The organism is Actinoplanes subglobosus (genome assembly GCF_042650585.1).
Classification (GTDB): domain Bacteria; phylum Actinomycetota; class Actinomycetes; order Mycobacteriales; family Micromonosporaceae; genus Actinoplanes; species Actinoplanes subglobosus.
The window spans coordinates 68,929-93,626 of the sequence record NZ_JBHSBL010000019.1; the positions used below are offsets into that span (position 1 = coordinate 68,929).

25 protein-coding genes and 1 pseudogene are annotated in these 24,698 nt (G+C 70.0%); 10 read left to right on the plus strand and 16 right to left on the minus strand.

Annotated features, from left to right (window positions below; genetic code table 11):
- Positions 1 to 15 precede the first annotated feature (15 nt).
- The 4 genes from ACFO0C_RS25615 to ACFO0C_RS25630 form a co-directional block, all read right to left on the minus strand.
- Positions 16 to 741 (minus strand): STAS domain-containing protein, encoded by a 726-nt coding sequence (locus tag ACFO0C_RS25615; RefSeq protein WP_378069223.1) that lies wholly within the window; start codon positions 739 to 741, stop codon positions 16 to 18.
- A gap of 46 nt (positions 742 to 787) precedes the next feature.
- Positions 788 to 1,141 carry an STAS domain-containing protein gene (locus tag ACFO0C_RS25620; RefSeq protein ID WP_378069224.1) on the minus strand — a complete coding sequence of 118 codons (354 nt, stop codon included), beginning with the start codon at positions 1,139 to 1,141 and terminating at the stop codon, positions 788 to 790.
- 102 nt (positions 1,142 to 1,243) lie between these two features.
- On the minus strand, positions 1,244 to 1,720 hold the full coding sequence (locus tag ACFO0C_RS25625) for a macro domain-containing protein (RefSeq protein WP_378069225.1): 477 nt from the start codon (positions 1,718 to 1,720) through the stop codon (positions 1,244 to 1,246).
- Positions 1,692 to 2,579 (minus strand): CPBP family intramembrane glutamic endopeptidase, encoded by an 888-nt coding sequence (locus tag ACFO0C_RS25630; RefSeq protein WP_378069226.1) that lies wholly within the window; start codon positions 2,577 to 2,579, stop codon positions 1,692 to 1,694. Before ACFO0C_RS25630 ends, ACFO0C_RS25625 begins: the two co-directional genes overlap by 29 nt.
- Before the next feature lie 81 nt (positions 2,580 to 2,660).
- Between ACFO0C_RS25630 and ACFO0C_RS25635 the strand changes: the two genes are divergently transcribed.
- On the plus strand, positions 2,661 to 3,131 hold the full coding sequence (locus ACFO0C_RS25635) for a nitroreductase/quinone reductase family protein (RefSeq protein WP_378069227.1): 471 nt from the start codon (positions 2,661 to 2,663) through the stop codon (positions 3,129 to 3,131).
- A gap of 25 nt (positions 3,132 to 3,156) precedes the next feature.
- Here ACFO0C_RS25635 and ACFO0C_RS25640 read toward each other — a convergent pair whose 3' ends face one another.
- The gene (locus tag ACFO0C_RS25640; protein ID WP_378069228.1) at positions 3,157 to 3,903 is read right to left on the minus strand and encodes an SAM-dependent methyltransferase; all 747 of its coding nucleotides are present in this window, start codon (positions 3,901 to 3,903) and stop codon (positions 3,157 to 3,159) included.
- Between the two features lie 132 nt (positions 3,904 to 4,035).
- On the opposite strand from ACFO0C_RS25640, the gene ACFO0C_RS25645 reads away from it, so the two are divergent.
- Entirely contained in the window at positions 4,036 to 4,515 is a 480-nt protein-coding gene (locus tag ACFO0C_RS25645) for a DUF1877 family protein (protein WP_378069229.1), read from the plus strand.
- 10 nt (positions 4,516 to 4,525) lie between these two features.
- A complete protein-coding gene (locus ACFO0C_RS25650; protein WP_378069230.1) occupies positions 4,526 to 5,404 on the plus strand; it encodes an alpha/beta hydrolase fold domain-containing protein in 879 nt (292 codons plus the stop codon).
- A 260-nt stretch (positions 5,405 to 5,664) separates the two neighbouring features.
- On the opposite strand, the gene ACFO0C_RS25655 is transcribed toward ACFO0C_RS25650, so the two are convergent.
- From ACFO0C_RS25655 to ACFO0C_RS25665, 3 genes are all read right to left on the minus strand, one after another.
- Positions 5,665 to 6,579, minus strand: coding sequence for a DUF7710 domain-containing protein (locus tag ACFO0C_RS25655; protein WP_378069231.1), 915 nt, complete (start codon positions 6,577 to 6,579; stop codon positions 5,665 to 5,667).
- 70 nt (positions 6,580 to 6,649) lie between these two features.
- Complete coding sequence (locus ACFO0C_RS25660) at positions 6,650 to 7,174, minus strand: DUF4190 domain-containing protein (RefSeq protein ID WP_378069232.1); 525 nt, start codon at positions 7,172 to 7,174, stop codon at positions 6,650 to 6,652.
- A gap of 250 nt (positions 7,175 to 7,424) precedes the next feature.
- On the minus strand, positions 7,425 to 7,670 hold the full coding sequence (locus tag ACFO0C_RS25665; protein WP_378069233.1) for a hypothetical protein: 246 nt from the start codon (positions 7,668 to 7,670) through the stop codon (positions 7,425 to 7,427).
- 377 nt (positions 7,671 to 8,047) lie between these two features.
- Here ACFO0C_RS25665 and ACFO0C_RS25670 point away from each other — a divergent pair, with 377 nt between their 5' ends.
- Entirely contained in the window at positions 8,048 to 10,771 is a 2,724-nt protein-coding gene (locus ACFO0C_RS25670; RefSeq protein ID WP_378069234.1) for a CHAT domain-containing protein, read from the plus strand.
- 87 nt (positions 10,772 to 10,858) lie between these two features.
- On the opposite strand, the gene ACFO0C_RS25675 is transcribed toward ACFO0C_RS25670, so the two are convergent.
- From ACFO0C_RS25675 to ACFO0C_RS25690, 4 genes are all read right to left on the minus strand, one after another.
- A complete protein-coding gene (locus ACFO0C_RS25675) occupies positions 10,859 to 12,070 on the minus strand; it encodes a S8 family peptidase (RefSeq protein ID WP_378069235.1) in 1,212 nt (403 codons plus the stop codon).
- Positions 12,071 to 12,108: 38 nt separating this feature from the next.
- Positions 12,109 to 12,603 (minus strand): hypothetical protein, encoded by a 495-nt coding sequence (locus tag ACFO0C_RS25680; protein WP_378069236.1) that lies wholly within the window; start codon positions 12,601 to 12,603, stop codon positions 12,109 to 12,111.
- Positions 12,593 to 13,186, minus strand: a complete 594-nt coding sequence (locus tag ACFO0C_RS25685) for an RNA polymerase sigma factor (RefSeq protein ID WP_378069237.1) — start codon at positions 13,184 to 13,186, stop codon at positions 12,593 to 12,595. Before ACFO0C_RS25685 ends, ACFO0C_RS25680 begins: the two co-directional genes overlap by 11 nt.
- A gap of 75 nt (positions 13,187 to 13,261) precedes the next feature.
- Entirely contained in the window at positions 13,262 to 13,906 is a 645-nt protein-coding gene (locus ACFO0C_RS25690; protein ID WP_378069238.1) for a hypothetical protein, read from the minus strand.
- A 93-nt stretch (positions 13,907 to 13,999) separates the two neighbouring features.
- Between ACFO0C_RS25690 and ACFO0C_RS25695 the strand changes: the two genes are divergently transcribed.
- Complete coding sequence (locus tag ACFO0C_RS25695; RefSeq protein WP_378069239.1) at positions 14,000 to 15,106, plus strand: phospholipase D-like domain-containing protein; 1,107 nt, start codon at positions 14,000 to 14,002, stop codon at positions 15,104 to 15,106.
- Between the two features lie 320 nt (positions 15,107 to 15,426).
- Here the strand turns inward: ACFO0C_RS25695 and ACFO0C_RS25700 are convergent, their stop codons facing one another.
- Positions 15,427 to 17,181 carry a hypothetical protein gene (locus tag ACFO0C_RS25700; RefSeq protein WP_378069240.1) on the minus strand — a complete coding sequence of 585 codons (1,755 nt, stop codon included), beginning with the start codon at positions 17,179 to 17,181 and terminating at the stop codon, positions 15,427 to 15,429.
- Positions 17,182 to 17,490: 309 nt separating this feature from the next.
- Between ACFO0C_RS25700 and ACFO0C_RS25705 the strand changes: the two are divergent.
- The 4 genes and pseudogenes from ACFO0C_RS25705 to ACFO0C_RS25720 form a co-directional block, all read left to right on the plus strand.
- Positions 17,491 to 17,940, plus strand: a pseudogene (locus ACFO0C_RS25705) (transposase family protein); the annotation flags it as partial.
- 305 nt (positions 17,941 to 18,245) lie between these two features.
- Positions 18,246 to 18,926, plus strand: coding sequence for a hypothetical protein (locus tag ACFO0C_RS25710; protein WP_378069241.1), 681 nt, complete (start codon positions 18,246 to 18,248; stop codon positions 18,924 to 18,926).
- Positions 18,927 to 18,945: 19 nt separating this feature from the next.
- Positions 18,946 to 19,419, plus strand: coding sequence for a hypothetical protein (locus ACFO0C_RS25715; RefSeq protein WP_378069242.1), 474 nt, complete (start codon positions 18,946 to 18,948; stop codon positions 19,417 to 19,419).
- Between the two features lie 48 nt (positions 19,420 to 19,467).
- Positions 19,468 to 20,118 carry a lipoprotein gene (locus ACFO0C_RS25720; protein WP_378069908.1) on the plus strand — a complete coding sequence of 217 codons (651 nt, stop codon included), beginning with the start codon at positions 19,468 to 19,470 and terminating at the stop codon, positions 20,116 to 20,118.
- Between the two features lie 50 nt (positions 20,119 to 20,168).
- Here ACFO0C_RS25720 and ACFO0C_RS25725 read toward each other — a convergent pair whose 3' ends face one another.
- Positions 20,169 to 21,965 carry a flavin-containing monooxygenase gene (locus ACFO0C_RS25725; protein ID WP_378069243.1) on the minus strand — a complete coding sequence of 599 codons (1,797 nt, stop codon included), beginning with the start codon at positions 21,963 to 21,965 and terminating at the stop codon, positions 20,169 to 20,171.
- Positions 21,966 to 22,156: 191 nt separating this feature from the next.
- Positions 22,157 to 22,783: a TetR/AcrR family transcriptional regulator gene (locus ACFO0C_RS25730; RefSeq protein ID WP_378069244.1), complete on the minus strand. Its 627-nt coding sequence runs from the start codon at positions 22,781 to 22,783 to the stop codon at positions 22,157 to 22,159.
- A 173-nt stretch (positions 22,784 to 22,956) separates the two neighbouring features.
- On the opposite strand from ACFO0C_RS25730, the gene ACFO0C_RS25735 reads away from it, so the two are divergent.
- Complete coding sequence (locus ACFO0C_RS25735; RefSeq protein WP_378069245.1) at positions 22,957 to 24,075, plus strand: sensor histidine kinase; 1,119 nt, start codon at positions 22,957 to 22,959, stop codon at positions 24,073 to 24,075.
- Here ACFO0C_RS25735 and ACFO0C_RS25740 read toward each other — a convergent pair.
- Positions 24,066 to 24,596 carry a hypothetical protein gene (locus ACFO0C_RS25740; protein ID WP_378069246.1) on the minus strand — a complete coding sequence of 177 codons (531 nt, stop codon included), beginning with the start codon at positions 24,594 to 24,596 and terminating at the stop codon, positions 24,066 to 24,068. The genes ACFO0C_RS25735 and ACFO0C_RS25740 overlap by 10 nt on opposite strands.
- Positions 24,597 to 24,698 lie beyond the last annotated feature (102 nt).

The following is a 24,698-nucleotide window of genomic DNA, read 5'->3' on the forward strand; positions in this document are numbered from 1 at the left end:
CGCCCGGGCATCAAATCATGATCGGGAAAGGGTGGCCCACACCACCTTGCCGTCGTGGGTGGGCTGGCTGCCCCAGCGCACCGACATCGCGTCCACCAGCAACATCCCCCGTGGCGCGTCCGGATCGGTGGACACCCGGCCCGGCAGCCGCGGCACCTCCGCCGAACCGTCACGGACCGCGAGCAACAGATGACGCACGCTCAGCGTCAGGCGCAGACTCAGCAGCGTCCGGGCGTGCACCACCGCGTTGGTCACCAGCTCCCCGGCGATCAGGCGCGCCGGATCGACCAGATGCCGCAGGTCCCACCGCGCGCAGGCGCCGGCGGCCACATCCCGCGCCCGCCGGGGCGCCCCGCTGGCCGGCAGCATCATGTCGCTGATCGCCGGCAGACGCGGCCCCGGATCCGCGGACATCGCCGCGTCGACCGTGGAGAACACCGTCATCCGTCCATAGCAACCGCCGGTTAGCAGCCGCGACATCCCCGGCCCGGGCGCGGCCAGGAGCAGGGGCGTGCCCGGCCACACCGCCGCCTGCCGGGACACGGCCAGGAACACCGCCGCTGCCGCCGGCTCGGCAACACCCATCCCGGCCAGATCCAGAACGACCGCGTCAGGCTGCTCGACCAGGCATTTCATCAGCGCCAGCCGCACCTGCGACGCCGACGACACCGACAACTGGCCGGTGACCCGGACCAGCAGTCGTGTGCCGACCGACTCGACGTCGCATCGGATGGCGGTCACCCAGTCATTCTCCCTCGCACCGTTCCAACCCGGCAAACGATGGAACTCAGACGTCGACGACGGTGGTGACACGCAGGTACTCGAGCAGCTCGGTGACCCGCAGCACCTGATGGACGATCGGGGAGACACCCTCCACCGACAGCGTGGCCCCCACCTTCTCCGCCGAGTCACGGCACTGCAGCAGCGCCCTGATCCCAGCGGAGTCGAGGAAGGCCAGCTCCGTCGCGTCGAGGGCGACATGCGCCGGACCGAACTGCTCGATCGCGCCGTCCACCGCGTCCCGCAGCCGGTCGGCCTCGTCGAAATCGAGCTCACCGATCAGGCCGACCCGGACGCGGGCGTCAGCATCTGCCTCACCCACCACGAGGGTGAGCCGATGGGCGGACTGCGCGAAATTCATGAAAGACCCCTGTCAGGCACGCGGTGGCGGTCCCTCACTGCTGAAGGTGTCACTGCCACCCTACGCCTGATGTCCCCGGCGGGCAGGGCTCCGCACCGAGGATCACCCGAAGTCGTAGACGGTCACCGGGATGTCGCGCGCACACAGCGCCGCCACGATCATCGGCTCGATCCGCTCCCACCTGCCTCCGGACAGGCCACAGCCGATCCTCGGCATGTGCACCGAAGCACCCAGCTCGGCGGCGTGACCGGCGACCGTGTGCAGACAGCGCTCGATCGCCTCGTACCGCACCGGCGGCCCGCCGCTGCCGCTCCTGATACCCCGCTGGCCGACCATGTTCGCCACCCAAACGTCCGGCTGAACCTGCACCAGCTGGGTCGCGCCGAGCCCGAAGTCGTTGCCGGCCCGCTCCCGGTGCCACTGCCGGAACGCCCGCTCCGGCTCCTTCCACCGGCGCGAGATCGCCACCACGAAACCCTTGCCCCAGCCGCCGATGTCATTGGACACATGCGCGATGATCTTCGGCCCCTTGGCCTGCGGACTGGTCGCGTCACCCTTGACGATTCTCAATGCCAACACCCGGCGATCTTCGCGTACGGACGGCCAGAACCGCGATCGGAATACTCATGATCACAAGTCCCTGCCAGCCGCTGAGCCCCGTCAGCCACCCGTCGATCCGGTCCTCCGCCGCCTTGTCGGCCACCACCACCTGCACGAACGAGAAGACCACGGTGTTGTTCACCGCATGCCCCACGACAGCCGGCCAGATCGAACCCGACGCCAGCCGCAGCCACCCCAGCAACACCCCGAAGAAGACGCAGAACACCGTGAACGGCAGCAGCGGCCACAGCCCGTCCGCACCCGCCGGGACGAAACCCGGCATGTGCCACACCCCGCAGATCACCCCGATCAGGATCATCGCCGGCCACGTGCCCAGCGGCTCCCGCAGACGGTTCAGCAGATAGCCGCGCCAGCCCCACTCCTCGTAGAACGCCAGCGGCAGGATCAGCACGAACTGCCCCAGGTTCGCCACCAGCGCCTGCCCGATCAGATCCCACGGAACACCGGTCCGCCCGGCCGTGTCCGGCGCGTAGACGTCCCGCAGCGCCGAGAAGCCGTCCAGGTCGACCGGGTAGATCCCGGTGACCGCGTTCAACGCCACCGCGGCCGCCGACATCACCACGAACAGCACGAACGCCAGCCCGCACCAGCCCAGGGTGCGGTGCCACGGCCGTACCGGAAGAATCGACGTGGCCCTGGCGACGCCCTCGGCGGGCCGCCAGAAATACCGCGCGGCCACCCACGTCGCGACCGCCACCGACACCATGATCGCCCAATAGAGGAACCGGGTCCCGGTGACCACCTCCAGCCCCCGCAACAACCAGGGCAGCGCGAACACGATCCCCAGGAACACCCAGACATCTCCCCGTGACTTCATCCGGCCAGTATCCGGGCTCGCCCGCCGGTGACACAGTGGATGGTCAGTGCATCGGACTCGACTCCGTCTGAGGTGATCGGTGTGTCAGACAGTCCACAGACCAAAGCCCCGTGGCTACCGCCGCGCTGGGTGATCCGTACCGCCTGGGCGGTCCACCGCGGCCTCTACCGCATCACCGGCGGCCGATTCGCCCTGCAGCGGGCCAAACCGCAGCACTGGGGAACGATGCGGGTCACCGTCACCGGCCGTCGCAGCGGCCGCGAGCGCCCCGTCATCCTCGCCTACATCGAGGACGGCGCGAACCTGTCCACCCTGGCCATGAACGGCTGGGGCGAGGGCGACCCGGCCTGGTGGCTCAACCTGCAGGCCAACTCGGACGCGCACGTCGTCTGGCCGGGCGGCGAACGTCTCGTCCGGGCCCGGGCCGCCGAGGGCGCCGAACACGAGCGCCTCTGGCAGCTGTGGCGCGACACCAACAAGGACCTCGACGCGTTCGCCGCGAACCGGACCACCCCGACCGCCGTCGTCATCCTGGAACCCCGGGCCGGATGAGACACACCCGGCCCGGGGTCACCGGTCAGCGCCGCCGCAGGGCGAACACGCCCCAGCCCAGATAGCGCCGCTGGTAGCGGACATAGTTCAACGGCGCGGTGTCCAGCTCAGCACGGAACGCGTCGGCCAGCTCATCGTCCGGGTTCTCGTCGAGCCAGGCCCGGACGGTGAACCACTGGGCGGCCACATACCGATCCCAGCTGTCCTCGTCGGCCAGCACCATCTCGACCAGATCCCAGCCGAGCCGCCCGAACGACTCCACCAGAGCCGGCAGGTCCCGGAAGTCCTCCCGCGACCCGGCGCCGCTGCCCTCGACCGCCACCTGGTCCGGCGGGGCCTCCCGCCAGAACGGCTCACCGATCAGCATCGTGCCGCCCGGCCGCAGACTGCGCTCGAGCAGCGCGATCGTGCCCTCGACACCCCGGCCGATCCAGGTGGCGCCGACGCACGCGGCCACGTCGACCGGCGTCGCCGACACATGGCCGGAGGCATCACCATGGGTGAACGTCACCCGGCCGTCGACGCCCATCTCGGCCGCGCGGGCCCGGGCCTTCGCCAGGAACACGGTGCTGATGTCGACACCGGCGCCGGAGACGCCGTGGTCACGGCTCCACTGGCAGAGCATCTCGCCGCTGCCGCACGCCAGGTCGAGCACCGACATGCCCGGCCGCAGCCGGATGGCCGCACCCAGCGTGGCCAGTTTCTCAGCGGTGAACGGGTCGTGGATGCGGTGATCGCGTTCCCGGACGGCAAAACTACGTGGTAGATCCACTTCTACGATTCCTCACGTCGGACGTACTGAAGATGACCGGAACGGAGCCGACGAGAACACGCATAGTAGCCACCCCTTGAGTCAGAACGTGAAGGCGCCATTCTGTCAGAGGGCCGCCCTATGATCGGCGCCATGTTGGGAGTGCACTTCGCGATCACCGCCGAGCAGGAGAAGATCCTGCTCGACGCCGATGGCGACGACGACGCGGTCAGCGAGATCATGAGCGACTTCGAGGAGGAGTGGGCGGACGACGCCTTCCAGGTCGAGACCGACAAGGCGTGGGACGCGATCCACCGGTGCCTCACCGACGGCTCCCTCGACCCCGACGGCGGCACCCGCCCGCTCGCGCTGACCGTGGTCGGCGGCCGCCACCTGCACGACGAGATCTACGTGGTGCACGTGACCGCCGCCCAGACCCGTGAGGTGGCCGCCGCCCTGCTCGACATCGACGAGCCATGGCTGCGTGCCCGCTTCGCCGGGTTCGACGACGACTACGACGGTGCCGCCGACGACCAGGACATGGCCTATACCTGGTCCAACTTCATCGACGTGCGCTCGTTCTTCCAGCGGGCCGCCGCCGCGGGCCGTGCCGTCGTCTTCACCGCGATGTGAGCGGGGCACCGTGCCCAGTTGGCAGATGACCGTGGTGGCCGCCTTCACCAGGCTCGCCTACCAGCGACGATTCATCACCGAGGAGGCGGGGCTGCGCACCCTCGCGCGCCCCAAGGGCCCCTCCCAGCCGCCTCCGGCGATCTCCCGGCGATATGCGGTGACCACCACCCGTGACCACGGTTTCGACCTGCACCGCGTCCGCCCGCACGGCACCGGCACCGGCGTGACCGTCGTCTACCTGCACGGTGGGGCGTATACGAGCGAGATCGTCCGCCAGCACTGGTCGCTGATCGCCCACATCGCCGACCGGACCGGTCACGAGGTCGCCGTCCCCATCTACGGCCTGGCCCCCAACCATCACGGCCTGGAGGCGCTGGAGTTCGTCACCGGCGTGATCGCCGCCGAGACGGCCCGCGGCCGGCGCTGCTACCTGGCCGGCGACTCGGCCGGCGGTGGCCTGGCCCTGCTGTCCGCCCAGGCGGTCGGCGGCGTCGCCGGGGGAGTGGCCGGCGTGACCGCGATCGCCCCGTGGCTCGACCTGTCGATCAGCAACCCCGAGGTCGACGAGGTCGAGCCACACGACCCGTGGTTGCGCCGCCCCGGCCTGCGCCCATTGGCCGCCGCGTGGGCCGGCGAGATCCCACTCCAGGACCCACGGCTGAGCCCGCTGTTCGGCGACCTGTCCCGCCTGCCCCCGCTACAGATCCTGGTCGGCACCCGCGACATCACCCTGCCCGACTGCCGCCTGCTCCGCTCCCGCCTGCCGTCGTCGGTCCCGCTGACCTACCACGAGCAGGAGGGCGCCGTGCACGTCTACCCACTGCTCCCGGTCCCCGAGGCCCGCCAGGGTCGCCAGGCCGTCATCAGCCACATAACCGCCACCACCTGACCCACACCGCGCCCCGCCCCATCCACACACCCTCCGCCCCGACTCTCCATTCGCCGCGCCTTCGTCCCGGTTCTCCGTTCGCCGCGCCTTCGTCCCGGTTCTCCGTTCGCCGCGCTCCACCACCTGGTCTTTCCAGCGCGGACCTGGCGAGTGCGGGCGAGGCGCCGTGCCCTGCGGGCGGCCGCGGCTGGCAGGCGCTGGAGTCGCGCGAACACCGGGCCGTGGCACACATGACGCCGCCGCGATCACGGCGTCATGTGTCAATCGCGGCGGCCGTCGAACAGGTGAATGTGCTCCAGCCCCGGCCCGAACCCGGCGACGTGCCCGGGAGTGCCGTGGTGCTCCTTCGAGGGCGTGAACCGGCCCTCCGCGACCGCGAGGTCGTAGGTCCCGCCGATGGCGTACTCGGTGAGAATCCCCGTCACGCCATGCTCGGCCGCCCACTCGAGGCCCGCGGCCATGCTGGTGAACACCCCGGCGGCGAACCGGGCGCCGTCGCCGTGGAAGACCCAGACGTTCGACCCGGGTGTGGCCGGTGCCGACCGGTGCCGCATGCCGGCCGGTGTGAAGGAGAAGGCGTCCGCAAAACCGCCACGCCGATGTCGCACGGCGAGCACCACCAGCGTCGTCCGGGCCGCCTGCGGCAGATCGTGTCCCAGGTGGAAGCTGATCAGCGGCGACCCGGGATCAGCGGTCGTGTAGGCGAACGTCTTCGGGCGCACCTCACTGGACGGCCCGATCCGCACGGACGGGTCGCCGAAGGTCTCGACCAGCTCATCGACGGTCCGGTCCTCGTGCACCCACTCGTCGACCTCGGCGTCGAGCCGCTGGAACTCCGCCGGTGACAGGGCCCGGTCCAGTTCCAGCCAGCCGAGCCGATGCGCGATCTCGGCATACACGGAGGTGGCCGCGTCACGGCAGGAGTCCGCCGGCAGGATGCGGCTGTACGACCCCATGACGCCCGTGGCGGTGAAGGCATCGTGGTCACGGAGTTCCTGGCACTCGGCTGACCACCGATCCAGGCTGTCGTCCACCGCGGCCATCGCCTCCAGCAGGAGGCGCTCGGCCATCTCGTCCCGGCCGTACATCCCCGGGTGCCGGAGGACGTCGTTCAGCTGCTTGAAGTGATGCTGCCAGGCGTCAACCCGTCGGCCGATCTCGTCATTCGTACTCATCGCTGCCGATCATGGCACCCGGGCAAAACCGACGGGCCCCGCTCCCGTCCGCCGTCGAGCCATGACACGGTCAGGAACCGCTGGGCGCGAGAACCGCCATGAAGAAGACGAGGACCGCCGGGATCAGGGTGATGTAGCCGAGCGTCAGCCCGATGATCGCCAAGGTTCGGCCGGTGCGGGCGCCCGTCCTCGTCTCTGCCAGGCCGATGTGGCCGGCGATCACGGCGCCCACACACGGCAGCCCGACGAGGCACCAGCCACTCAGGACGCCGATGATCCCGAGAACCAGAGAGGCGGTCGCCCAGCCGGAGGCCGGCATCATCGGCTGCCCGTAGCCGAACGCCACGTTCGGACGGTAATGGCCGTGGTGGGACGGTCCGGGCCGGTAGTGCCCGTGATAGCCGGGCGCCGGTGGATACTGCTGGCCCGGGTAGGCCTGCGGCGGCGGGTAGGCCTGCGCGGGCGGATACGACTGCGCCGGGGGATGCGGCGGATACGGATCGGACGGTCCCGGCGAGTACGGCTGCGGCGGGAACGACGGCTGTTGCGGCTGCTGGTAGGGGTCCTGGCTCGGCTCGTACGGGTTGTAGCTCATCTGGACCCTTCGATCGGCTGTCCTGAAGCGTCCTACCGCACGGTACATGGCTCGGACAGCCCCACTCCGATGATCGTCGCCGATCTCCGGCTGATCAGTGGAGGCCCCAGCCCGGTCGAGCACGTGGCTCGACCGGGCCCCCTCGATCGTGACCGGGCCCCCCTCGGTGTGATCGAGCCTCCTGGCCTGGCCGAGCTGTCCCCCACTCGACCGGGTGTCCTGCGGATGCCGAGCCGGCGAAGGCTCGGACTCAGCTGATCGGGGCGGTGCCCCCGGACGCGTGGGCGAGAGCCCGCCGCTTGTTGAACGCCGCCGTCACGGCCGTGCCGGCGGTCGCGGTCACCGCGGCCTCGACCAGCTTGACGACGTCGTCGTGGGACACCTCGCCGAGCTCGTCGGCGAGGTCCGAGACCAGGTCGACGACCCGCTCGGAGACATCCGCGGTCACTCCGATCAGCCTGATCAGGATCTTGTCCATCAGGTCAGCGTCGATCACTTTCTGCTCCTCGGGAACGGTGAAAGGTGAACGTGATGTGTGTGTGCGGCGTACGACGCCGCGCGGTTGCTCTCGTCTGGTCCGGTTGGCGGCACGGCTGATCGAGCGTGGCTCGGCGCTGCCGACGGCACCCCGGCCGGCCCGGCCCAGCAGCTGAACCGTGAAACGGTCGCTGACCAGGACCCGGACACGAATCAGAGGCGACACGGGGACTGCCCCGGCCGCCTCGGGATGATGAGGGATGAACCGGCCGGCGACGCGCGCGAAGACCGCGACACGGACACCGGCACACTGCCCGCGTTGATTCCACTGGGGATCATCGCTTTGATGATCCGGTTCGCCTTCTCATCCGGTGTCATGTACAGAAGGAGGGGCCAGTGTCCACCCTGATACATCCGGGGACCGGTGACTTCATGGCCGATCGCACCCCGCCGGCCGGCACGACACCGCCGGGCGACACGATCGTGCCCGCCGAACAGGCCGGTGACCCGGGCGACCCCGCCCTGCTCGCGGTGGCGGCCGAGGCCATGCGCCTGGTCCACATCGACCCGCGGGTGGCCAAGGGTCAGGCGCTGCGACTGCGGGCGACGGCCCGGCGGGCGGGGGACGCCGGCGCCGAGTCGGCGGCCGAGCGCGTGCTCGGCCTGGCGGCGCGGGAGAGCAACCGGATGCGTTCGGCGGCGCTGCATCTGCGCAGGGCGGTCGCCGTCGCCGACCAGGCGGGGCTTCCGGTGGCGGCGGCGCGGGCCAGGATGACGCTGGCGCTGGTCCGGGCCGATCAGGGCGACATTCCCGGGGCGGTACGGCTGGGTGAGGCCGCCGCGGCGTACCTGGAAGGGCTGGAGGCGGCCCGCCTGCGTCATCAGCTCGCCGTCGTCGCGCAGCGGCGGGGTCTCCTCGAGGAGGCCCTGCGGGAGTACGGCGGAGCGCTGTCGGTGTTCCGCCGTGAGGGTGACCTGCTCTGGCAGGCGAAGGTGCTCAACAACCGGGGGGTGCTCCAGGCGTACCGGGGCCGGCCGGGTCCCGCCGAGGCGGACCTGCTGCGGGCCGAGGAGCTGTACGGCAAGCTCGGCCAGGACCTGGCGGTCGCCGATGTGCGCTGGAACCGGGGTTTCGCCGCCGGGCGGGCCGGGCAGGTCGTCGCCGCGCTCACCCACCTGGCCGCGGCCGAGGAGCACTACGTCGGCAACAACCTCTCCGCCGCCATGATCATGATGGACCGCTGTGACGTGCTGCTCTCGGCCGGTCTGCACGAGGAGGCCCGGGAGGTGGCGGCCGCGGCCGTGCGGGAGCTGGCCCGCCGCCGGATGGCCGCCGACCTGGCCGAGGCCCGGCTGCTGCTGGCCGCCGCGGCCCTGGCCTGCGGGGAGACCGACGAGGCACGCAAGGCGGCGCGACTGGCCGAGCGGGCCTTCGACCAGCAGGGCCGTCCGGGCTGGGCGGCCGTCGCCCGGTACATGCTGATCCGCACCGACTGGGCGGCCGGACGGCACGGCCCTGACCTGCTGCGGGCTGCCGTGGCCGGCGCCGAGGAGCTGCGGTCCGGAGGCTGGGCGGTCGCGGCAGCCGATGCGGCGCTGATCGCGGCCCGGTGTGCGCTGGCCGCCGGGCGTACCGCCGAGGCCACGGTGCTGCTGCGGCACACCGGGCGGGCCCGTGGGGCCGGCAATCCGGCGGCGCAGCGGGTCAGTGCCTGGCATGCCGAGGCGCTGCTGCGGATCGCGGCCGGGGACCGGCGCGGTGCGGATGCCGCTCTACGGGCCGGGCTGCGGGCGCTGGACGAGCACCGGCTCACGCTCGGCGCGACGGAGCTGCGGGTTCGTGCCGCTGAGCACGGCCTGGAGCTGGTCCGAACCGCCATGGAGCTCGCGGTGGCCGACGGCTCGGCGCTGGCGCTGCTCACCTGGGCCGAGCGGGTGCGGGCCGCCGCGCAGCAGGTCCGGCCGGCTCATCCGCCGGCCGACGACGGGTTCGCGGCGGAGATCGCCGAGCTGCGGGCGGTCGCCGCGGAACGCGAGCAGGCCTTGGCCGAGGGCCGTGACGCCCGCCGGTACAGCCACCGCCAGGCTCAGCTGGAACGCTCGATCCGCGAACGTACCCGCCGCACCCGTCCCGGAACAGCGGTCACCGGCCCGGTCGACGTGACGGGCACGCGGACGGCCGGGTGGGATGTCGGGGCGCTGTTCTCGTGTCTCGGTGACCGTGCGCTTGTGGAGTTCATCACCGTCGGTGACACGCTGTATGCCGTGGTGCTGGCTGGTGGCCGTCTCACCCGGCACGAGCTGGGGCCGGTCACGGTGGTCGACGCCGAGGTGCGCGGGCTGCGGTTCGCGCTGCATCGGATGTCGGTGCGGCCGGGTGGGCCGGGCGTGGGCGGGGAGCGGCTCCACGCGGTCCTGCTGGGCCCGCTGCAAGCCCGGATCGGGGATGCCGACCTGGTAATCGTGCCGTCCGGGCGCCTGCACGGCGTACCGTGGAGGGTTCTCTGCCGTGATCGGACGGTGTCGGTGGCGCCGAGCGCCGCCGCATGGTTGCGGGCCGTCACCGCGGAGTCGGCGGGTGACCGGACGGTGCTGGTGGCCGGTCCGGGCCTGCCGGGCGCGGCCGATGAGGTCACCGCGCTCTCCGGGCGGTACGGCGCGACGTCCGCGCTGCTCGGCGCCGATGCGCGGGTGTCGGCGGTGCTGGCCGCCATGGACGGATCCGGTCGTACGCACATCGCCGCGCACGGCACCTTCCGGGCGGACAACCCGCAGTTCTCGGCGTTGCGGCTGGAGGACGGGCCGTTGACCGTCTACGACCTGGAGGGCCTGCACCGGCCGCCGGGCCTGGTGGTGCTGTCGGCGTGCGACTCGGGCATGTCGTCGGTGCACCGCGGCGACGAAATCATGGGTTTCGCCGCCGCGCTGCTGGCGATGGGCACCCGTTCGGTGATCGCCACCGTCGCCCCCGTGCGCGACGGTGACGCCCGCGACGTGATGCTTCGCCTGCACCAGCACCTGCGATCCGGGTCGTCACCGGCTGCCGCGCTGGCCGAGGCCCAGCGACAGTCCGGCGACGACCCGGCCGCGGCCGCGTACGTCTGTTACGGAGCCGGATGACCGATCAGCGGTGCCGATGACCGGCCAGCCGGGCCGGATGACCGATCAGCGGAGCACGATGATCGGTCACCGGCGCATCGTGGCCGGTCAGGGCAGGATGAACCCCGGCGGCGCCGGGACATAACGCCCGTACCCGGGGAACGACCGCGACAGGCCGCCGAGCAGCCGGTCCGCCGCCTCCGCGCACGTCTCCTTCAACGTCGTGTTCGCCGCGATCTGCGCCGCCACGAACGGGGCCGCGAACGACGTGCCACTCCACGCGACGGCCCCGGTGAAGTCGATCGGGTTCGCCCCGTAGTTCCAGGTGCCGAAGACATACGGCGCGTGGACCCGGACACCCGGCGCGCAGGCGGTGATCCAGTCACCGGTGTTGCTGAACGCCGCCGGAACCTCCGTCCCGGCCGGATCGGTCGTGTCGATCGCGGCCACCGAGACCACCCCGGGCCGGCTGGCCGGGTAGAAGTTCGGCGTCGCCGCGTCCACGTTGCCCGCCGCCGCGACCACCACGGTCCCGGCCGGCAGGTCGTCGAGGACCGCCTTCAGTGCCAGCGGCTCCTCGTCACCGACGTAGGTACCGCCCAGCGACATGCTGATGATCTCCGCCCCGGCGTCGCGGGCCCGCAGGATCCCGGCCGCCAGCGTCCACTCGTCGCAGATACCGTGGACGTTGAGGACCTGGATGGACGTCAGGTGGGCGCGACGGGCGTACCGCGCGATGATCCCCGCCGCCGCCGTGCCGTGACCGCCCATCAGGCCGATCCGCCGGACCGCCGGGTTCTCATAGACCGTGTCCGGCTCGTGCCGGCCGTGCCGGGCGTGCTGGTAGAAGACCGGAAGCGTCAGCGCCGCCGGGTCGAGCCCGGTGTCGATGACCGCGACCCGCACCACGCGACTGTCCGTCGCCAGACCGCTGACCTGCGGGTTCGGCGCCGGGGCCGGGTCGGTGGCGGTGCCGCCGTGCAGTTTCGGCTGGCCGCTGATCGGGATGCTGCCGTTCGCGGCGAACACGTGGTTGAGCCCGACCCGCGGGCTGTTGCCGGTGGCCCGCAGCTGGCCGACCACCGCGGTCATCGCCGGCGGGTCGTCGCCGGTATCGGGCAGCACGTACCGGTGCACGTACTCGTCGATCCCGTCCGGGGCCTCCGACCGCTGGGCGCCCAGGCCCCGCATGGCGCCGCGGACCATCGGCGCGTCGTCGGCCGCCACGAGGATCTCGTTGGCCATGTAGTAGGTGTTACCGGTGCGCCGGACCCGTGGGTCCAACGCCCACGGGTTGGGGAAGCTGGTTTCTCCGGGCATCCTCGTCGTCTCGCTTTCTCGCGGTCAGCTTCTCGCTGTCAGCCGAGTGCCACCCAACCGGTGACGATCGGCGCGGATTCGGTGCCCCTGAGCCGCAGCCGGATCGACCGCACCACCGGCAGGTCGCTGTAGAACCTGCCCGCCGTGTCGATCGGCCGGCGGACGGCGCCCCCGTCGTGGAGCAGCTCCGCCTCGGTGTGACCGGCCGGCTCGACGTAGCCGTCCACCTCGAAACCGCCCGCGGTGCGGGCCAGGCCGAGATGAACACGGATGCCGTCGGGCCCGGCCGGGCCGAACACCAGCATCCGCACGTCGTCGGGGCCGCGGGTCAGGACCTCGGCGTCGGTGAGCGAATCCCATTCCAGGTCGGCGAACTCCTCGCCGTTGGAGCGGAACGCGTACGCGGCAATGGCATATCGCGCCACCTCGGGCGGCATCGGATCCACCCGGGCGATCAGTGCGCTGAGCGCCGCGTCCACATTCATGGCGTCGGCCTCCTCCTGGGTCGGCGGCAGGTCTTCGTCACCGGTCATGACCGCGCTCCGCGTGCTCTGATACATCCGCGAGACGGCGAAGTTTCTCCAGACACCGCCGCCGGGTCGGGCCGAGATAGCCGATCGGAACGCCGAGAGCTGCGGCGGCGTCGGCGTAGGAGGGCGGTGGCTGCGACATCAGGACCCGTAACAGCCGCTGACAGTTGTCACCCAACTGGGTGAGTGCCTGCCACAGACGGCCGGCCAGCGCGTCGCGGCGGATCTCCTCGTCGGCGGCGACGGCCATCTCCTCCGGCGACTGCTCCTCCCGGGCCGGGCCGATCCAGGCCAGATCGCCGGTGGGGACCATGCGGTTGCGGGCGGCCAGGACCCGCAGGGACTCCCGGCGTGCGGTCGTCGACAGCCACGCGCCGGCGTGTCCCGGGTCGGTCAGGCTGTCCAGCGACCGCGCGAACCGTTCCCACGTGGTCTGGCTGACGTCCTCGGCGTCGGCACGGCCCAGGCGGTGTGCCCGCGCCACCGACCAGACGAGCCCGGCGTACGCCCCGACCAGGTCCTCCCAGGCCGACGAGTCGCCGGATGCGGCACGGCGTACCAGCGCAGCCGTCTCCTCGGGCTCCATCGCGCCCTCCTTCTCGAAAACGTTTCACGGGGGCGTCGCCCAGCCGGTCGAACAGTATGACGTGGACGGTGCCGGCTAGTTGCTCCAGTGGCCCTCGGCGCCGGGCATCGCCGCGTAGAGGGCGTCCAGTGCGGCGCCGGACTGGGCGCTGACCCACAGCCACACCCAGTCGTCGCCGTGGGTGCGCAGCAGCTGGCCCGGCCCCGAATACCACCGCACCGGGGAGTCCTCGATGTCGATCCACATCGGCACGTCGGGCAGCGGCACCCGGTCGAACGCCGCCAACGCCGGGCCGACCAGCTCGGGGGCCAGCTCGGCGGCGTTGCAGAGCTCGAACTCGTGTTCCTGCACGACCGTGGTCATGGCGATGTCGACGCAGGCCAGGGAAACCCTGTCGAGGTACGGCTCCCAGCCGCTCCCGGTGTCGATGAGGACCGGTGGATCGTCCTGGCCGGCGGCGTCGAGCGGCACACCCCATCGTGTCTCGGTGATCTCCGGGTCGGCGAAGTGGAAGACCAGCACTCCGTCGTCCTCGCGTGGGCCCATCCGCTCCAGGACGCCGCCGAGCGCATAGGCCTCCCGCAGCGCCGCCGGCAGTGGCTGGTCGTAGTCGCGGCTCTCGCCGGTCAGGTCCCATGCCGCCGTGAACAGGCGCAGGAACTCCCACACCCCGGCCCGGTCTCCGATGCGCGGCGTCAGCTCAGCCGCAGTGTCGAACATGTCCCGGATCCTAGAGCTTTCCGGTGTCGCTCAACCGATTGGACAATCCGATCAAACGAGGTGTCGTGGCGGGCCGGGGAACACACTGAGGACATGGGCCTGGACCTGGGAAGTGTCGAGTTCTACACCGGACCGCCCGTGCTCGGCGGGCCGGACGACCTGGACGCCGTCATCCGCGAGTTCATCGACGGCGCCACCGAGACGCTGCTGATCGCCGTGCAGGAGCTGGACTCCCGGCCGATCGCCGAAGCCGTGCTGGCGGCCAAGCGCCGGAAGGTCCGCATCCAGGTCATCCTGGAGGGCGACTATCTGCGGGAGGATCCGCCGCGGGCCGATCCGTGGGCGGTGGCCGGGGAGAACGAGGGCAACCGGGTCATCCACGCGGCCCTGCTGCGCGCCGGGGTGGACCTGATCACCGACCTGAACCCGAAGATCTTCCACCAGAAGTTCATCGTCCGTGACCCGGGGCAGGACACCGCGGCGGTGCTGACCGGGTCGACGAACTTCACGCGTACCGACACCGGCATCAACCCGCCGGACAACCCGGAGCAGCCCGGCAACAACCTCAACCATCTGGTGGTCCTGCGCGGGCAGAAGGCGGCCGGCCTCTACCTGGCCGAGTTCCAGCGGATGCGCAGCGGCACCTTCGGCGCTCTCCAGGAACGGGTCAACCCGCGCCCGGCGGAGTTCCGTCTCGGCCGGATCCGGGTCAAGCCGATCTTCGCGCCCTACCACGGGCCGGAGATGGAGATCATGAAGCAGATGCTGAAGGCGCGGGAGCGGGTGGACTTCGCGATGTTCACCTTCGCCCAGTCGTCGGGTATCGACGACACGATGGAGTGGCTGCTCAAGGCCGGTATCCCGATCCGTGGCGTGCTCGACCGGGGGCAGGGCTCGCAGGAGTGGGCGGCGACGAAACTCCTGAAGGCGGCCGGTGCCGCACTCTACGAGAACGCCTTCGGCAACGGTGTCCGCAAGGTCCACCACAAGCTGATGATCATCGACCGGCGCCTGGTGATCGCGGGCAGTTTCAACTTCACCGCCCCGGCCAACACCCTCAACGACGAGAACCTCGTGATCCTGGGCGACCTGGAGGAGACCGATCCGGCCGCCGAGACCGCACAGCGCCGGCTCGCCGCGTACGCCCTGGCCGAGATCGACCGCATCGTCACCACCCTGTGCCGTCCGGTCCAGACCTGAAACGGGTTCTTCGATACGTCCCGGCGCTGATCAAACGTCCGCGGTGCGGTGCGACACCTCCAAAGAGTGGCTGTCGGGTGTCGCGGTGGCGGCTCGTGAACCGGCCTCGAGCGCATCGGGTGTTTGCCGACCTCGTCGGCGTCCTGACTCAACGAGGACGGGATCGCACGCAGCGCGATTGTGTCGCCTGGTCATCGCTTCGGGGTTGCAGCGTCGGACCCTGATCGCGAAAGGTGATCGGGATCTGTTGTCGTTCACGGTCGTGCAGGCCGGCTCGTCTGGGCATCAGCTATGACCTGCACGTTCACGCCGTGACGCCGTCAATCCGTTTTGCAGGATTCAGTGCCGGCGCGGATCCGTTGCCCTCGTTCGGCCGCCTGGCGCATCTCTGCCTCGATGCTCGGGCTGGGGAACCAAGCGGCGGTCTCCGGCTCTGCTCCCGCCGCCAGCAGGTCCGCGTTCAGCAGCCGGTACCCCGGCCCGTACAACAGATATGGCGCAGGTCCCTCGAGACCGTAGCGCCTGTATTCAGGCGGGAAAACAGCGGTCAGGACGAGGCCACGATCGTACGCCAGTCCCGTCAACCAATCGTTCGTCGGCCAGCAATTCCGGTCTAGTGACAGCGTCTTTTGCAATCCTTCCAACCTGAGAGGGTTTGCCTCGGCGTCAAACATCATCCATCCGGATGCTGGAGTTCCAAATTCTCGGCGCCCGTAGACACTTATCGCCGTACTGGACAGGTTGGTCATCACCACCGCTTCACTGGGAACGGTGACCACATTAGAGGTGACATTGTTCCAGAAGATCGTCTCACCGTTGACGGTAGCGAGTTTGAGCATTCTGCGTGGAAGGGCTGGGGTTGGCCCGTCGGCTACCCAGGTAGCCTCCACCACCGTTGTCCGCAGATTCAGGAACGACGACTGCTCGGGATTGACCGGAATACCATTTTCTGAATAGTAAGGCGGTTGAATCCGCTCTCTGACATAAAAGCCGGCGAGAAGGAGAACCGTGACCGTAGCTACCGCGCATGCACGGCGAGAGGCCGGACTGGGCACCACCCCGAATCGGACCCGAAATAAGGACAGGCCACGCTTATTAACTGCATTCACGACCAGCGCCACCGTAACTGCCAGCACCACCGCCAGCGCGATCGATGCCAGAAGGATGCGGTCCAACTGCAGAGTGATCGCTTGGGCGTACCCGATTCCAACGTCTTCAGGTTGCAGGCCGTACTGGCTATAAAACGCGGAATACCCGAAGTGGATCGGAACGAAGAGCAGCAACCCGGCCAGAGCGACCATGGCTGACACCGCTCCAATCCAGTTCGCCGGACCGGAGTCATCCGACGCATCCGGAACCTCCGGCGCGGCCTGCCGCAGTAAAGGCGCCGGAAGCGTCAGCGCAGTCGCAGGGCATGCTGCCCTCGTCGGCGCACGCCACCACCTGAGCAGAAGCAGCGGGGCAGCTGGAATGGCGACCGCACGCCAGTTCGGGAAAACGACGGCACTGTACGGCGTGGGATCTGGAACAACCTCGAGGATCATTCCCGCCAGTACGAGGATCGGTACCGACGTCCGAACGCGGCACCTCCAGGCCACGACGGCCGACGCCGATCCCATCACCACACACAGCAGCGCGGACAGGATGTCATTCGCCGGCCAAGGGAGCTGGTCGGCCAGCCCTCCCTGCGTGTTCTCAAGTGCCGGATGGAACTGTCCCATGACGCCGCCCTCGGCGAGCACAGAACTCGCCACCCCCTCTTCCGGTGGATATCGCACGATCCAGGCCAGGGCGGACGCGCCTGCGGCCATCGCCAGCAGGGCATCAATCGGCCAACGGCGGCCTGCCACCAATACCGCCGCCACCGCCACCAGGCATAGGAACCAGAAGAGCAGAAAATGCGCAGCTGGCCTGACCCGGCCTTGGCCTGCCACCACCAGCGCCACCACCACCAACACCACTGTCCATCCGGCGATCGTCCGCCAATGAGCCATCAGCAACTCGCCGACGATGCGCGCGCGGCGCCCAACTTTCCGCGCAGACCGGACAGTAAACTCGATCAACCTCCTTCGCATGAGAATCGAAGATAGCCGTAAGTTTCCAGCTTTCACCGGACTATCCGAGAAGAGCACCCCGATTCGCCGTAAAGATCCACCCACTCAGGCAAAACTTTACGGCGGCCGTAACTAAGTACTGCTGACGAGAAACACTATTCCGCCCCAATGGCGATTCCACTGGGACTCGATGAGACGCCATCCAACGAGCCCTTTTCATCGTGACGGTGCAGGTCGCGGCAGAGACAGAGCCCCGAAGTCGACATAGGACGAGGCTCTCGGTAAGACAGCAGTCGACCAAGATCCGATGCCCCGACCGGGAGCCTCGCCGTGCTGTCTCACGCTGCCGCGATTCCGTTGTCCACTCGCAGCCTGAACCACCTCGCCGGCCTCATCCGAGCCCACCGCAACCAGCGCAGGTCCCGATGGCGGCGCCTCGACCCCGGCCGGCAAGCCCTGCCCGCTCTCGCCCACCTGCGTAACGACGACACCCTGACTCCCATCGACCGGGTCGCCGACCAGAAGCCCTACTACTCCGGCAAACACCGCTGTCACGGCGTGAACGTGCAGGTCATAGCTGATGCCGCAGGCCGGCTCGTCTGGGCATCGGCCGCTCTGCCCGGCACCGTCCACGACCTGACCGCGGCCCGCACCCACGCCATCATCGACGTGCTGACCATCGCCAAGGTGATGACATTCGCCGGCAAGGCCTACCAAGGCGCCCGCGGCAGCATCCGGACACCGTTCAAACGGCACCGCTACCGGCCGAACTCTCCGCGAGAACCCGGCCTACTCAGGATGAAAAGGCTCAGTGAACCAGGTGGGTCAGTCGAATGTGGAGGTTCGGATGGCGAACGGGGGAACGGCGGTCGTCGCTGTGGGCGGTTCTCCGCGCAGATGGGTGAAATCCAGGCTCCGCGGCGGGTAATCGTGGTGGATTGTCGCTGTCGGGGGGAATCTCCGCCTTGAGATGGGGGTCGCGGACTGCTCGAATGACGGTCATTGCCGTGTCGGGTCCGTCACCTGGGGTGGGCGTGGGATTTGCCGAGAAATTCGCCGAGAAGTTCATTGCCGCCATCAATTCCATGACTCCGGATCTGCGGAGCATCTATGCGAGCAGCCATCAGCAGGACATCGGGGACTGGCACGCCAAGCAGGTCGCCATGGTCACCGCCTCCGGCGCCGGGTCGGCGGCCCTGCCTGGCTACCACCTGGTGGCGATGCTGGCCGACATCGCGTTCGTGGTGAACCGGCTGGGTGTGGCCAGTCACGGGGCCGGGGCGATCCTCGGGTACCGGGCGGGGCGCGGTGACGTCCTCGGTGAGGACGACATGGCCGCCGTCGTCCTCTACTGGGTCGGCGCCGGCGACTTCACCGCGGCGATGAAACAGGCCGCGCTGGGCCGTACGGTCGCCGGATTCATGCCGCTGGTCGCCGGGAACCCGGTCGCCGTGAACGCCGGTGTCCACACGATGATGGGCAGCCTGGGCTATCTGGCCGGGCAGAAGATCAGTGCGAAGGCGGGCGCCAAGACGGGCGGGAAACTCGGTGCGAAAGTGGCCGGGAAGATCGCCGCGAAACTGACCGCGAAAATGTCGGGAAAGGCGCTCGCCGGGTTCGTGCCGATTCTGGGCGCCGTCGTGGCCGGCGGGGTGAACGCGTGGATCGTCGACGGGATCCTGGACGCCGCCAAGGAGTACTACGCCGACAAACTGAAGATTCTCGGGGCCGGCGGAAGCGGTTACGGGCTCCCGGCCGGCGTCTGAGCGGGCATAGGGTTGGCGCGTGACGAAACGGCCGGTCCTGCTGTTGGACCTCGACGGGGTGCTCAACCCGTTCGCCGCGCCCATCTGCCCGGACGGCTATCAGGAGCGCGTCTTCTTCGAGGGTGAGGAGCCGGGCCGTTACTGCACGGCGCACGGCGCGTGGATCGAGGAGCTGGCCGCCGCGGGGGAGCTGTGGTGGGCGACCGGCTGGGGCGAGCACGCCAACGAGCGCTTCCTGCCGCTGCTCGGGGTGGATCCGCTGCCGGTGGTGCGGTTCCCGGCGGTGCCGTTCGAGCCGGAGCTCAAGGTCCCGGCGGTCGATCTGGTCGCCGGTGACCGGCCGACCGCGTGGATCGACGACAACCACACGCCGCGGGGCCTGCGGTGGGCCGCGGCCCGGCCGGCGCCGACGCTGCTGGTGTCGGTCGATCCGGCGGTCGGCTGGCAGCGCTGCGATGTGGATCACGTGCTGGACTGGGCCGCTCGTCTCTGACCCCACGGATGTCGTACCCGGCGTGTATGTTCCCCGGCTGTGAAGACCATGAACATCTCCGCGGGCCTCGCGTTCGCCGTCCTTTTCGCCGTCGGTGGCTGCTCCTCCGACAAGGCCGACACCTCCACCGCCGCCGCACCGACCACTGCGGCGGCCAGCAGCGCGCCGGCCGCGGCCGAGGTGCCCGCTGCTGCCGCGGGGGAGACGATCGGGGCCAAGGGCAGCGCCTGCGAGCTGCCGATCTCCTTCCAGACGGCGGCCGACTGGAAGGCCAAGCCCATCGATCTGAAGAAGCTCGGTGAGCTGGCCGCGCTGGCCAAGGTCGGCGACTTCACCGTCGTCTGCGAGGTCGACGCCAAGCCGGCCGGCAACATCGGCTTCCTGCGGGTGCACGTGGCCGACGGGCTCAGCGGCGCGCCGGCCGAGCACCTGCAGGAGTTCGTCAAGGCGTCGATCGGTAAGAAGGAGGCCTCCAACACGGAGATCGCCGACGTGCAGATCGGTGCGGCGCAGGCGGCCGAGGCGTCGTGGGAGACCCTCGACAAGGAGTACGACATGCGCAGCAAGTACGCCGCGTTCGCCCTGAACACCAAGGCCGGCATCGTCGTGGTGATGTTGAGCCCGCTCGACGAGGGTGAGTTCACCGGGATGCAGCCGGCCTACGAGTTGGCCAAGAAGTCCGTCAAGATCGACGCCTGACGGGAGACGCGGGGAGACCCGGGCGGCCGGTCGGCCGCCCGGGGACATCCTCAGCGCAGGACGGTGTCGATGCTGTCGGCCCGCCACTCGCGCAGCAACTCGTGGAAGGCGACCGGCCCCGGCCCGTAGGAGAACATCACCGGCCGCGGCTGGCCCTCACCGTTGTAGTAGCCGGGCGTGCACTCGGTCTGGAAGGCGAAGGTCTTCGGCGCGGTCTGGAAGATGATCCCGGCCCACTCCTCCTCGGCCTCCGCGGTCGGCTCGATCCAGCGGGCGCCACGCTTGCCGGCCTCGCCGACGACCGCGGCGATGTGGGTGGCCTGCTCCTGCAGAACGTGCACGAAGTTGACGGCGGCCGCGTTCTGCAGCGAACCCAGGTGGAACAGGTTCGGGAAGCCGTGGCTGTAGAAGCCGTGCAGGGTCCGCGGCCCGCGCGCCCAGTGCCCGAGCAGCGGCATCCCGCCCCGACCGGTGACCGGCAGGGTCCCGGACAGCACACCGGAGATGCCGACCTCGAAACCGGTGGCGAAGATGACGCAGTCCACCTCGTACTCGGTGTCGCCGACGACCACACCGGTCGCCGTCATCCGGGTGATGCCGCCGTGGTCGGCGGTGTCGACGAGCGTCACGTTGGGCCGGTTGAACGTCTGCAGGTAGAGGTCGCTGAACGTGGGCCGCTTGCACATGTACCGGTACCAGGGCTTGAGCGTCTCCGCGACGGCCTTGTCGGTGACGATCGCGTCGATGCGCTCGCGGATCTCGTCCATCTTGCGGAAGTCGGCCAGCTCGTCGAGGTGATCGCGTTCCTCGTCGGTGATGTTGGAGTCGACGCTGCCGGTCAGCATCTGCCGCTGCAGTTTCGCCGTCGACGTCCACCGGTCGCCGATCAGGTCCTCGTCGGCCCAGGCGCCGGTGACGTTGAGCAGGAAGTTCTGCATCCGCTCCTGCTGCCAGCCGGGCCGCACACTGTCCAGGACGGACTGGTCGGTGGGCCGGTTGTCGCGGACGTCGACGGTCGACGGGGTGCGCTGGAAGACGTACAGCCGCTCGGCGGCCTCGGCCAGGTGCGGGATGACCTGGATGCCGGTGGCGCCGGTGCCGACGACGGCCACCTTCTTGCCGGCCAGCCCGGTGAGCCCGCCGGTCTGGTCACCGCCGGTGTAGCCGTAGTCCCACCGGCTGGTGTGGAAGGTGTGCCCCTGGAAGTCCTCGATGCCGGGGATGCCGGGCAGTTTCGGCTGGGTCAGGGTGCCGGAGGAGATCACCACGTAACGGGCGCGGAAATCGTCGCCGCGGTCGCTGGTCACCTGCCACTCGGCGTTCTCCTCGTCCCAGGTCAGGCCGGTGACGCGGGTGTGGAACAGGGTGTCGGCGTACAGATCGAAGCGCTTCGCGATGGCGATGCAGTGCTGCCGGATCTCCTCACCCGGCGCGTACCGCCATTTCGGGACGTAGCCGACCTCCTCCAGCAGCGGCATGTAGATGGTCGCCTCGATGTCGCAGTGGATCCCGGGATAACGGTTCCAGTACCACGTACCGCCGAAATCGCCGCCCTCGTCGATCATGCGGATCTGCTGGACCCCGGCCTGCCGCAGCTTGGCGCCGGTGAGGAGCCCGCCGAATCCGCCACCGATCACCACCGCCTCGACCCGGTCGGTCTTCGGATCCCGGTCGGCCCGCTCGGTGTACGGATCCTTGGCGTAATAGCCGAAATCGCCGGCGGCCCGCCGGTACTGCGAGGTGCCGTCCGGCCGGATGCGCCGGTCCCGCTCCAGCCGGTAACGCTCGCGCAACGCTACGAGGTCCTCGGGCTTGAGGCGGTGGGGGATGGGGGGTGAGGGGGACATGCGGGCCCTTTCGCGGGGTTGATCCGGTGGTGCGACCAAACTCAGAGGGCACAATTTAAAGCACTTGTCTTACCAAAAGGGCGCTCGACATCATGGATGTCCGAAAATTCAACTTCAACAGCGGCGAGACCCCTTTAAAAAGCCTCATATCGTACGATCGGACGCCACCACGCCGCGCGGAAGAGGCGTCGTCAGGTCACCGGTGCGGTGAACAGCCCTACGATCGCGTCGATCAGACCGGCCGCCGTCGTCTCCCACACCGGCGCCGGATCCCGCTCGCGCTGCGCGCAGAAGTGGACGAGCAGGGTGTGCGCCATGTGGGTGCGCTCCTCCCGTACCTCCTCGGCGAGATCCGGAAGGCACCGCTGCAGCCCGTCGATGACCGCGAGCAGCCCCGCCGCGTCCCGGAACTCCTCGGCCGCCACCTCCAGCAGCGCCGGCTCGGTCATCAGCTGCGCCGAGAACCGCGCATACCAGCTCGGATGCCCCAGATCGGCGAGGTGGTCGGTGATCGGCCGGACCACGCAGGTCACCCAGTCGCGCAGGTCGTCGCTGCCCGCGTGCACGGCCAGCATCCGGCGGCGGATCCGCTCGGTCGGAACCGAGTGACGGCGGATGATCGCCCGTACCAGATCGGTCTTGGTCCCGAAGTGATAGGCGACGGCCGCGTTGTTGCCCTGCCCGGCGGCCTCGCCGATCTGCCGGTTGGAGACCGCGTGCACACCCTTCTCCGCGAACAACCGCTCGGCTGTCGCCAGGATCAGCGCCCGCGTCTGTTCGGCCTGGTCGGTCCGCGCCCGCCGCCCGCCCGTGCTCATCGTCGAACTCCGTGCCGTGAGGGAAAGCGCAAGGATAGGGCCATCGCGGCCCGGGCAGGCCACCGGAGCCGCCCGTTCACACTCCCGGGCCGCTATATGCTGCCAGAGTTGTGCAAACCGGACCCTTTCGCCTCCTGGGAACCGGGCCGCGGGCGGCGGCCCGGCAGGCAGGCGTGCTCTTCGCGGTGGCCGGCCTGCTCGCCCTGGTCGGCATCCTCAACGACCCGCTGCACACCGGCCGGCTGCTCCTGGTCGCCGCGTGCGACCTGACCCTGGCCGTGGCCGGGCTGCTCGGCCCGTGGCGGCGCCTCGGCCGCTACGCCCCGGGCTTTCTCGGGCTCGCCGGATTCGCCGTGCTCGGCCTGTCCACCTGGTCGTTCGGCGGCGTGGCGGCCGGCACCGGACCGTTCCTGGTGCTGCTCTACGCATGGGCGGCACTGCACTTCCCGCGCTGGATCCTCAGCCTCTTCGCCCTGCCGGCGACGCTCGCCTACCTGGTCCCGCTGATCATGACCGGTCAGCCGCCCCTCGTGCTCGGCAGCGCGGCCGTGCTCATGCCGATCGCCCTGGCCGTCGCCTTCCTCATCGAGGCTCAGGCCCGCCACCTGCGTGACGAGCGGGAACGACTGTCCCGGATCGAACAGTGGCGTGCCGCGATGATCAACACGCTGGCTCATGACGTTCGGGCGCCGCTCGGCACCGTACGACTGGTGCTCGAAGAACTCGAGGAGACCGCGACCGCGCCGCAGACGAAGATGATCGGCGCCGCCCTGCGCCAGACCTCGCGCATCGCGCGACTGGCCGACGGCCTGCTCGACGTCCAGCGCATCGACAGCACCGGCCACCTCAAGCTCGACCGGGCGCCGCACCCGGCGCACCTGCTGGTCAAGGACGCCTTGTCATATGTGCGCGAGGACGCCGACGTGCGCGCCGAGGTCGACGAGAACCTGGTGGTATACGTCGACAAGCAGCGTTTCGAGCAGATCCTGATGAACCTGGTCACCAACGCGCTGCGCTACGGCAGGCCGCCGGTGATCGTCCGGTTCACCCGGGACGCCACCGGCGACCGGCTAGAGGTGCGCGACCACGGCCCGGGCATCCCGGACCACCTGCGGCCCCGGCTGTTCGGCCAGTTCGCCGTCGGCGGCGACCAGGGCGTCGGCCTCGGCCTGTGGATCGTGCGGCAACTGGCCGTGGCCCACGGCGGCCAGGCGGCCGCCGAGGCCCGCGAACGGGGCGTGGCGATGGTCGTCACCTTCCCGGCACCGCCCGGCGATCAGCCTCAGCAGTAGCCGGAGGGACACTCCCCGCTGGCCAGCAGCTCGTACTGACGGCACTTCGGGCACCGCGGCGGGTCCGGCCGGGGCGGCGGCTTGACCGCGGCCCGCGACTTCGGCGCCGCAGCCGTACCGGCCGCCTTCGGTGCGGCGGCCGCCCGGGTCCGCTTCGCCGGCGCCGGCTTACCCGCGGCGCGCAGGTCCACCGCCTCGGCGGCCGCGTCCAGCAGCGCGTCGTAGTTGTCGTCGATGTAGTCCGCCTGGATCGACACCCAGCAGTCCGGATCGTCCGGGTCGATCACGAAGGCGCCCGGCATGCTCAGCGCCACCTCGTTGGCCCGCTCACGATCGACGGCGAAATCCACCCCGCCGGGGTGAATCCGCACCGCGACGGCGGTCTTGCCCTGCGGGCGCACCTGTAACGACCTGCCCAGCGTCTTCACGTCGACGGTGGTCCGGCTGCGCAACTCCAGCAGCAACCGGGCCACCGAGGGAGCCGCCCCGACCCCGGCGGAATCCGTTCCGTACTCGTCCATCCGACCTCCGCTCCGATGCGACCACGCGATCCTCTTGCCGTATCGACACGTCCGTGCCGCACGTGAGAGCCGTTGCTCACCCTACGTCGGCTTTCCCCAGGC

Coding starts and splice junctions, on each gene's coding strand:
- ACFO0C_RS25700 (WP_378069240.1), bottom strand. CDS start 17,181: ATGCGAAGGAGGTTGATCGAGTTTACTGTCCGGTCTGCGCGGAAAGTT.
- ACFO0C_RS25685 (WP_378069237.1), bottom strand. CDS start 13,186: ATGGAGCCCGAGGAGACGGCTGCGCTGGTACGCCGTGCCGCATCCGGC.
- ACFO0C_RS25740 (WP_378069246.1), bottom strand. CDS start 24,596: ATGGACGAGTACGGAACGGATTCCGCCGGGGTCGGGGCGGCTCCCTCG.
- ACFO0C_RS25620 (WP_378069224.1), bottom strand. CDS start 1,141: ATGAATTTCGCGCAGTCCGCCCATCGGCTCACCCTCGTGGTGGGTGAG.
- ACFO0C_RS25630 (WP_378069226.1), bottom strand. CDS start 2,579: ATGAAGTCACGGGGAGATGTCTGGGTGTTCCTGGGGATCGTGTTCGCG.
- ACFO0C_RS25725 (WP_378069243.1), bottom strand. CDS start 21,965: ATGTCCCCCTCACCCCCCATCCCCCACCGCCTCAAGCCCGAGGACCTC.
- ACFO0C_RS25660 (WP_378069232.1), bottom strand. CDS start 7,174: ATGAGCTACAACCCGTACGAGCCGAGCCAGGACCCCTACCAGCAGCCG.
- ACFO0C_RS25675 (WP_378069235.1), bottom strand. CDS start 12,070: ATGCCCGGAGAAACCAGCTTCCCCAACCCGTGGGCGTTGGACCCACGG.
- ACFO0C_RS25730 (WP_378069244.1), bottom strand. CDS start 22,783: ATGAGCACGGGCGGGCGGCGGGCGCGGACCGACCAGGCCGAACAGACG.
- ACFO0C_RS25655 (WP_378069231.1), bottom strand. CDS start 6,579: ATGAGTACGAATGACGAGATCGGCCGACGGGTTGACGCCTGGCAGCAT.
- ACFO0C_RS25645 (WP_378069229.1), top strand. CDS start 4,036: ATGTTGGGAGTGCACTTCGCGATCACCGCCGAGCAGGAGAAGATCCTG.
- ACFO0C_RS25720 (WP_378069908.1), top strand. CDS start 19,468: ATGAACATCTCCGCGGGCCTCGCGTTCGCCGTCCTTTTCGCCGTCGGT.
- ACFO0C_RS25695 (WP_378069239.1), top strand. CDS start 14,000: ATGGGCCTGGACCTGGGAAGTGTCGAGTTCTACACCGGACCGCCCGTG.
- ACFO0C_RS25690 (WP_378069238.1), bottom strand. CDS start 13,906: ATGTTCGACACTGCGGCTGAGCTGACGCCGCGCATCGGAGACCGGGCC.
- ACFO0C_RS25710 (WP_378069241.1), top strand. CDS start 18,246: ATGACTCCGGATCTGCGGAGCATCTATGCGAGCAGCCATCAGCAGGAC.
- ACFO0C_RS25680 (WP_378069236.1), bottom strand. CDS start 12,603: ATGACCGGTGACGAAGACCTGCCGCCGACCCAGGAGGAGGCCGACGCC.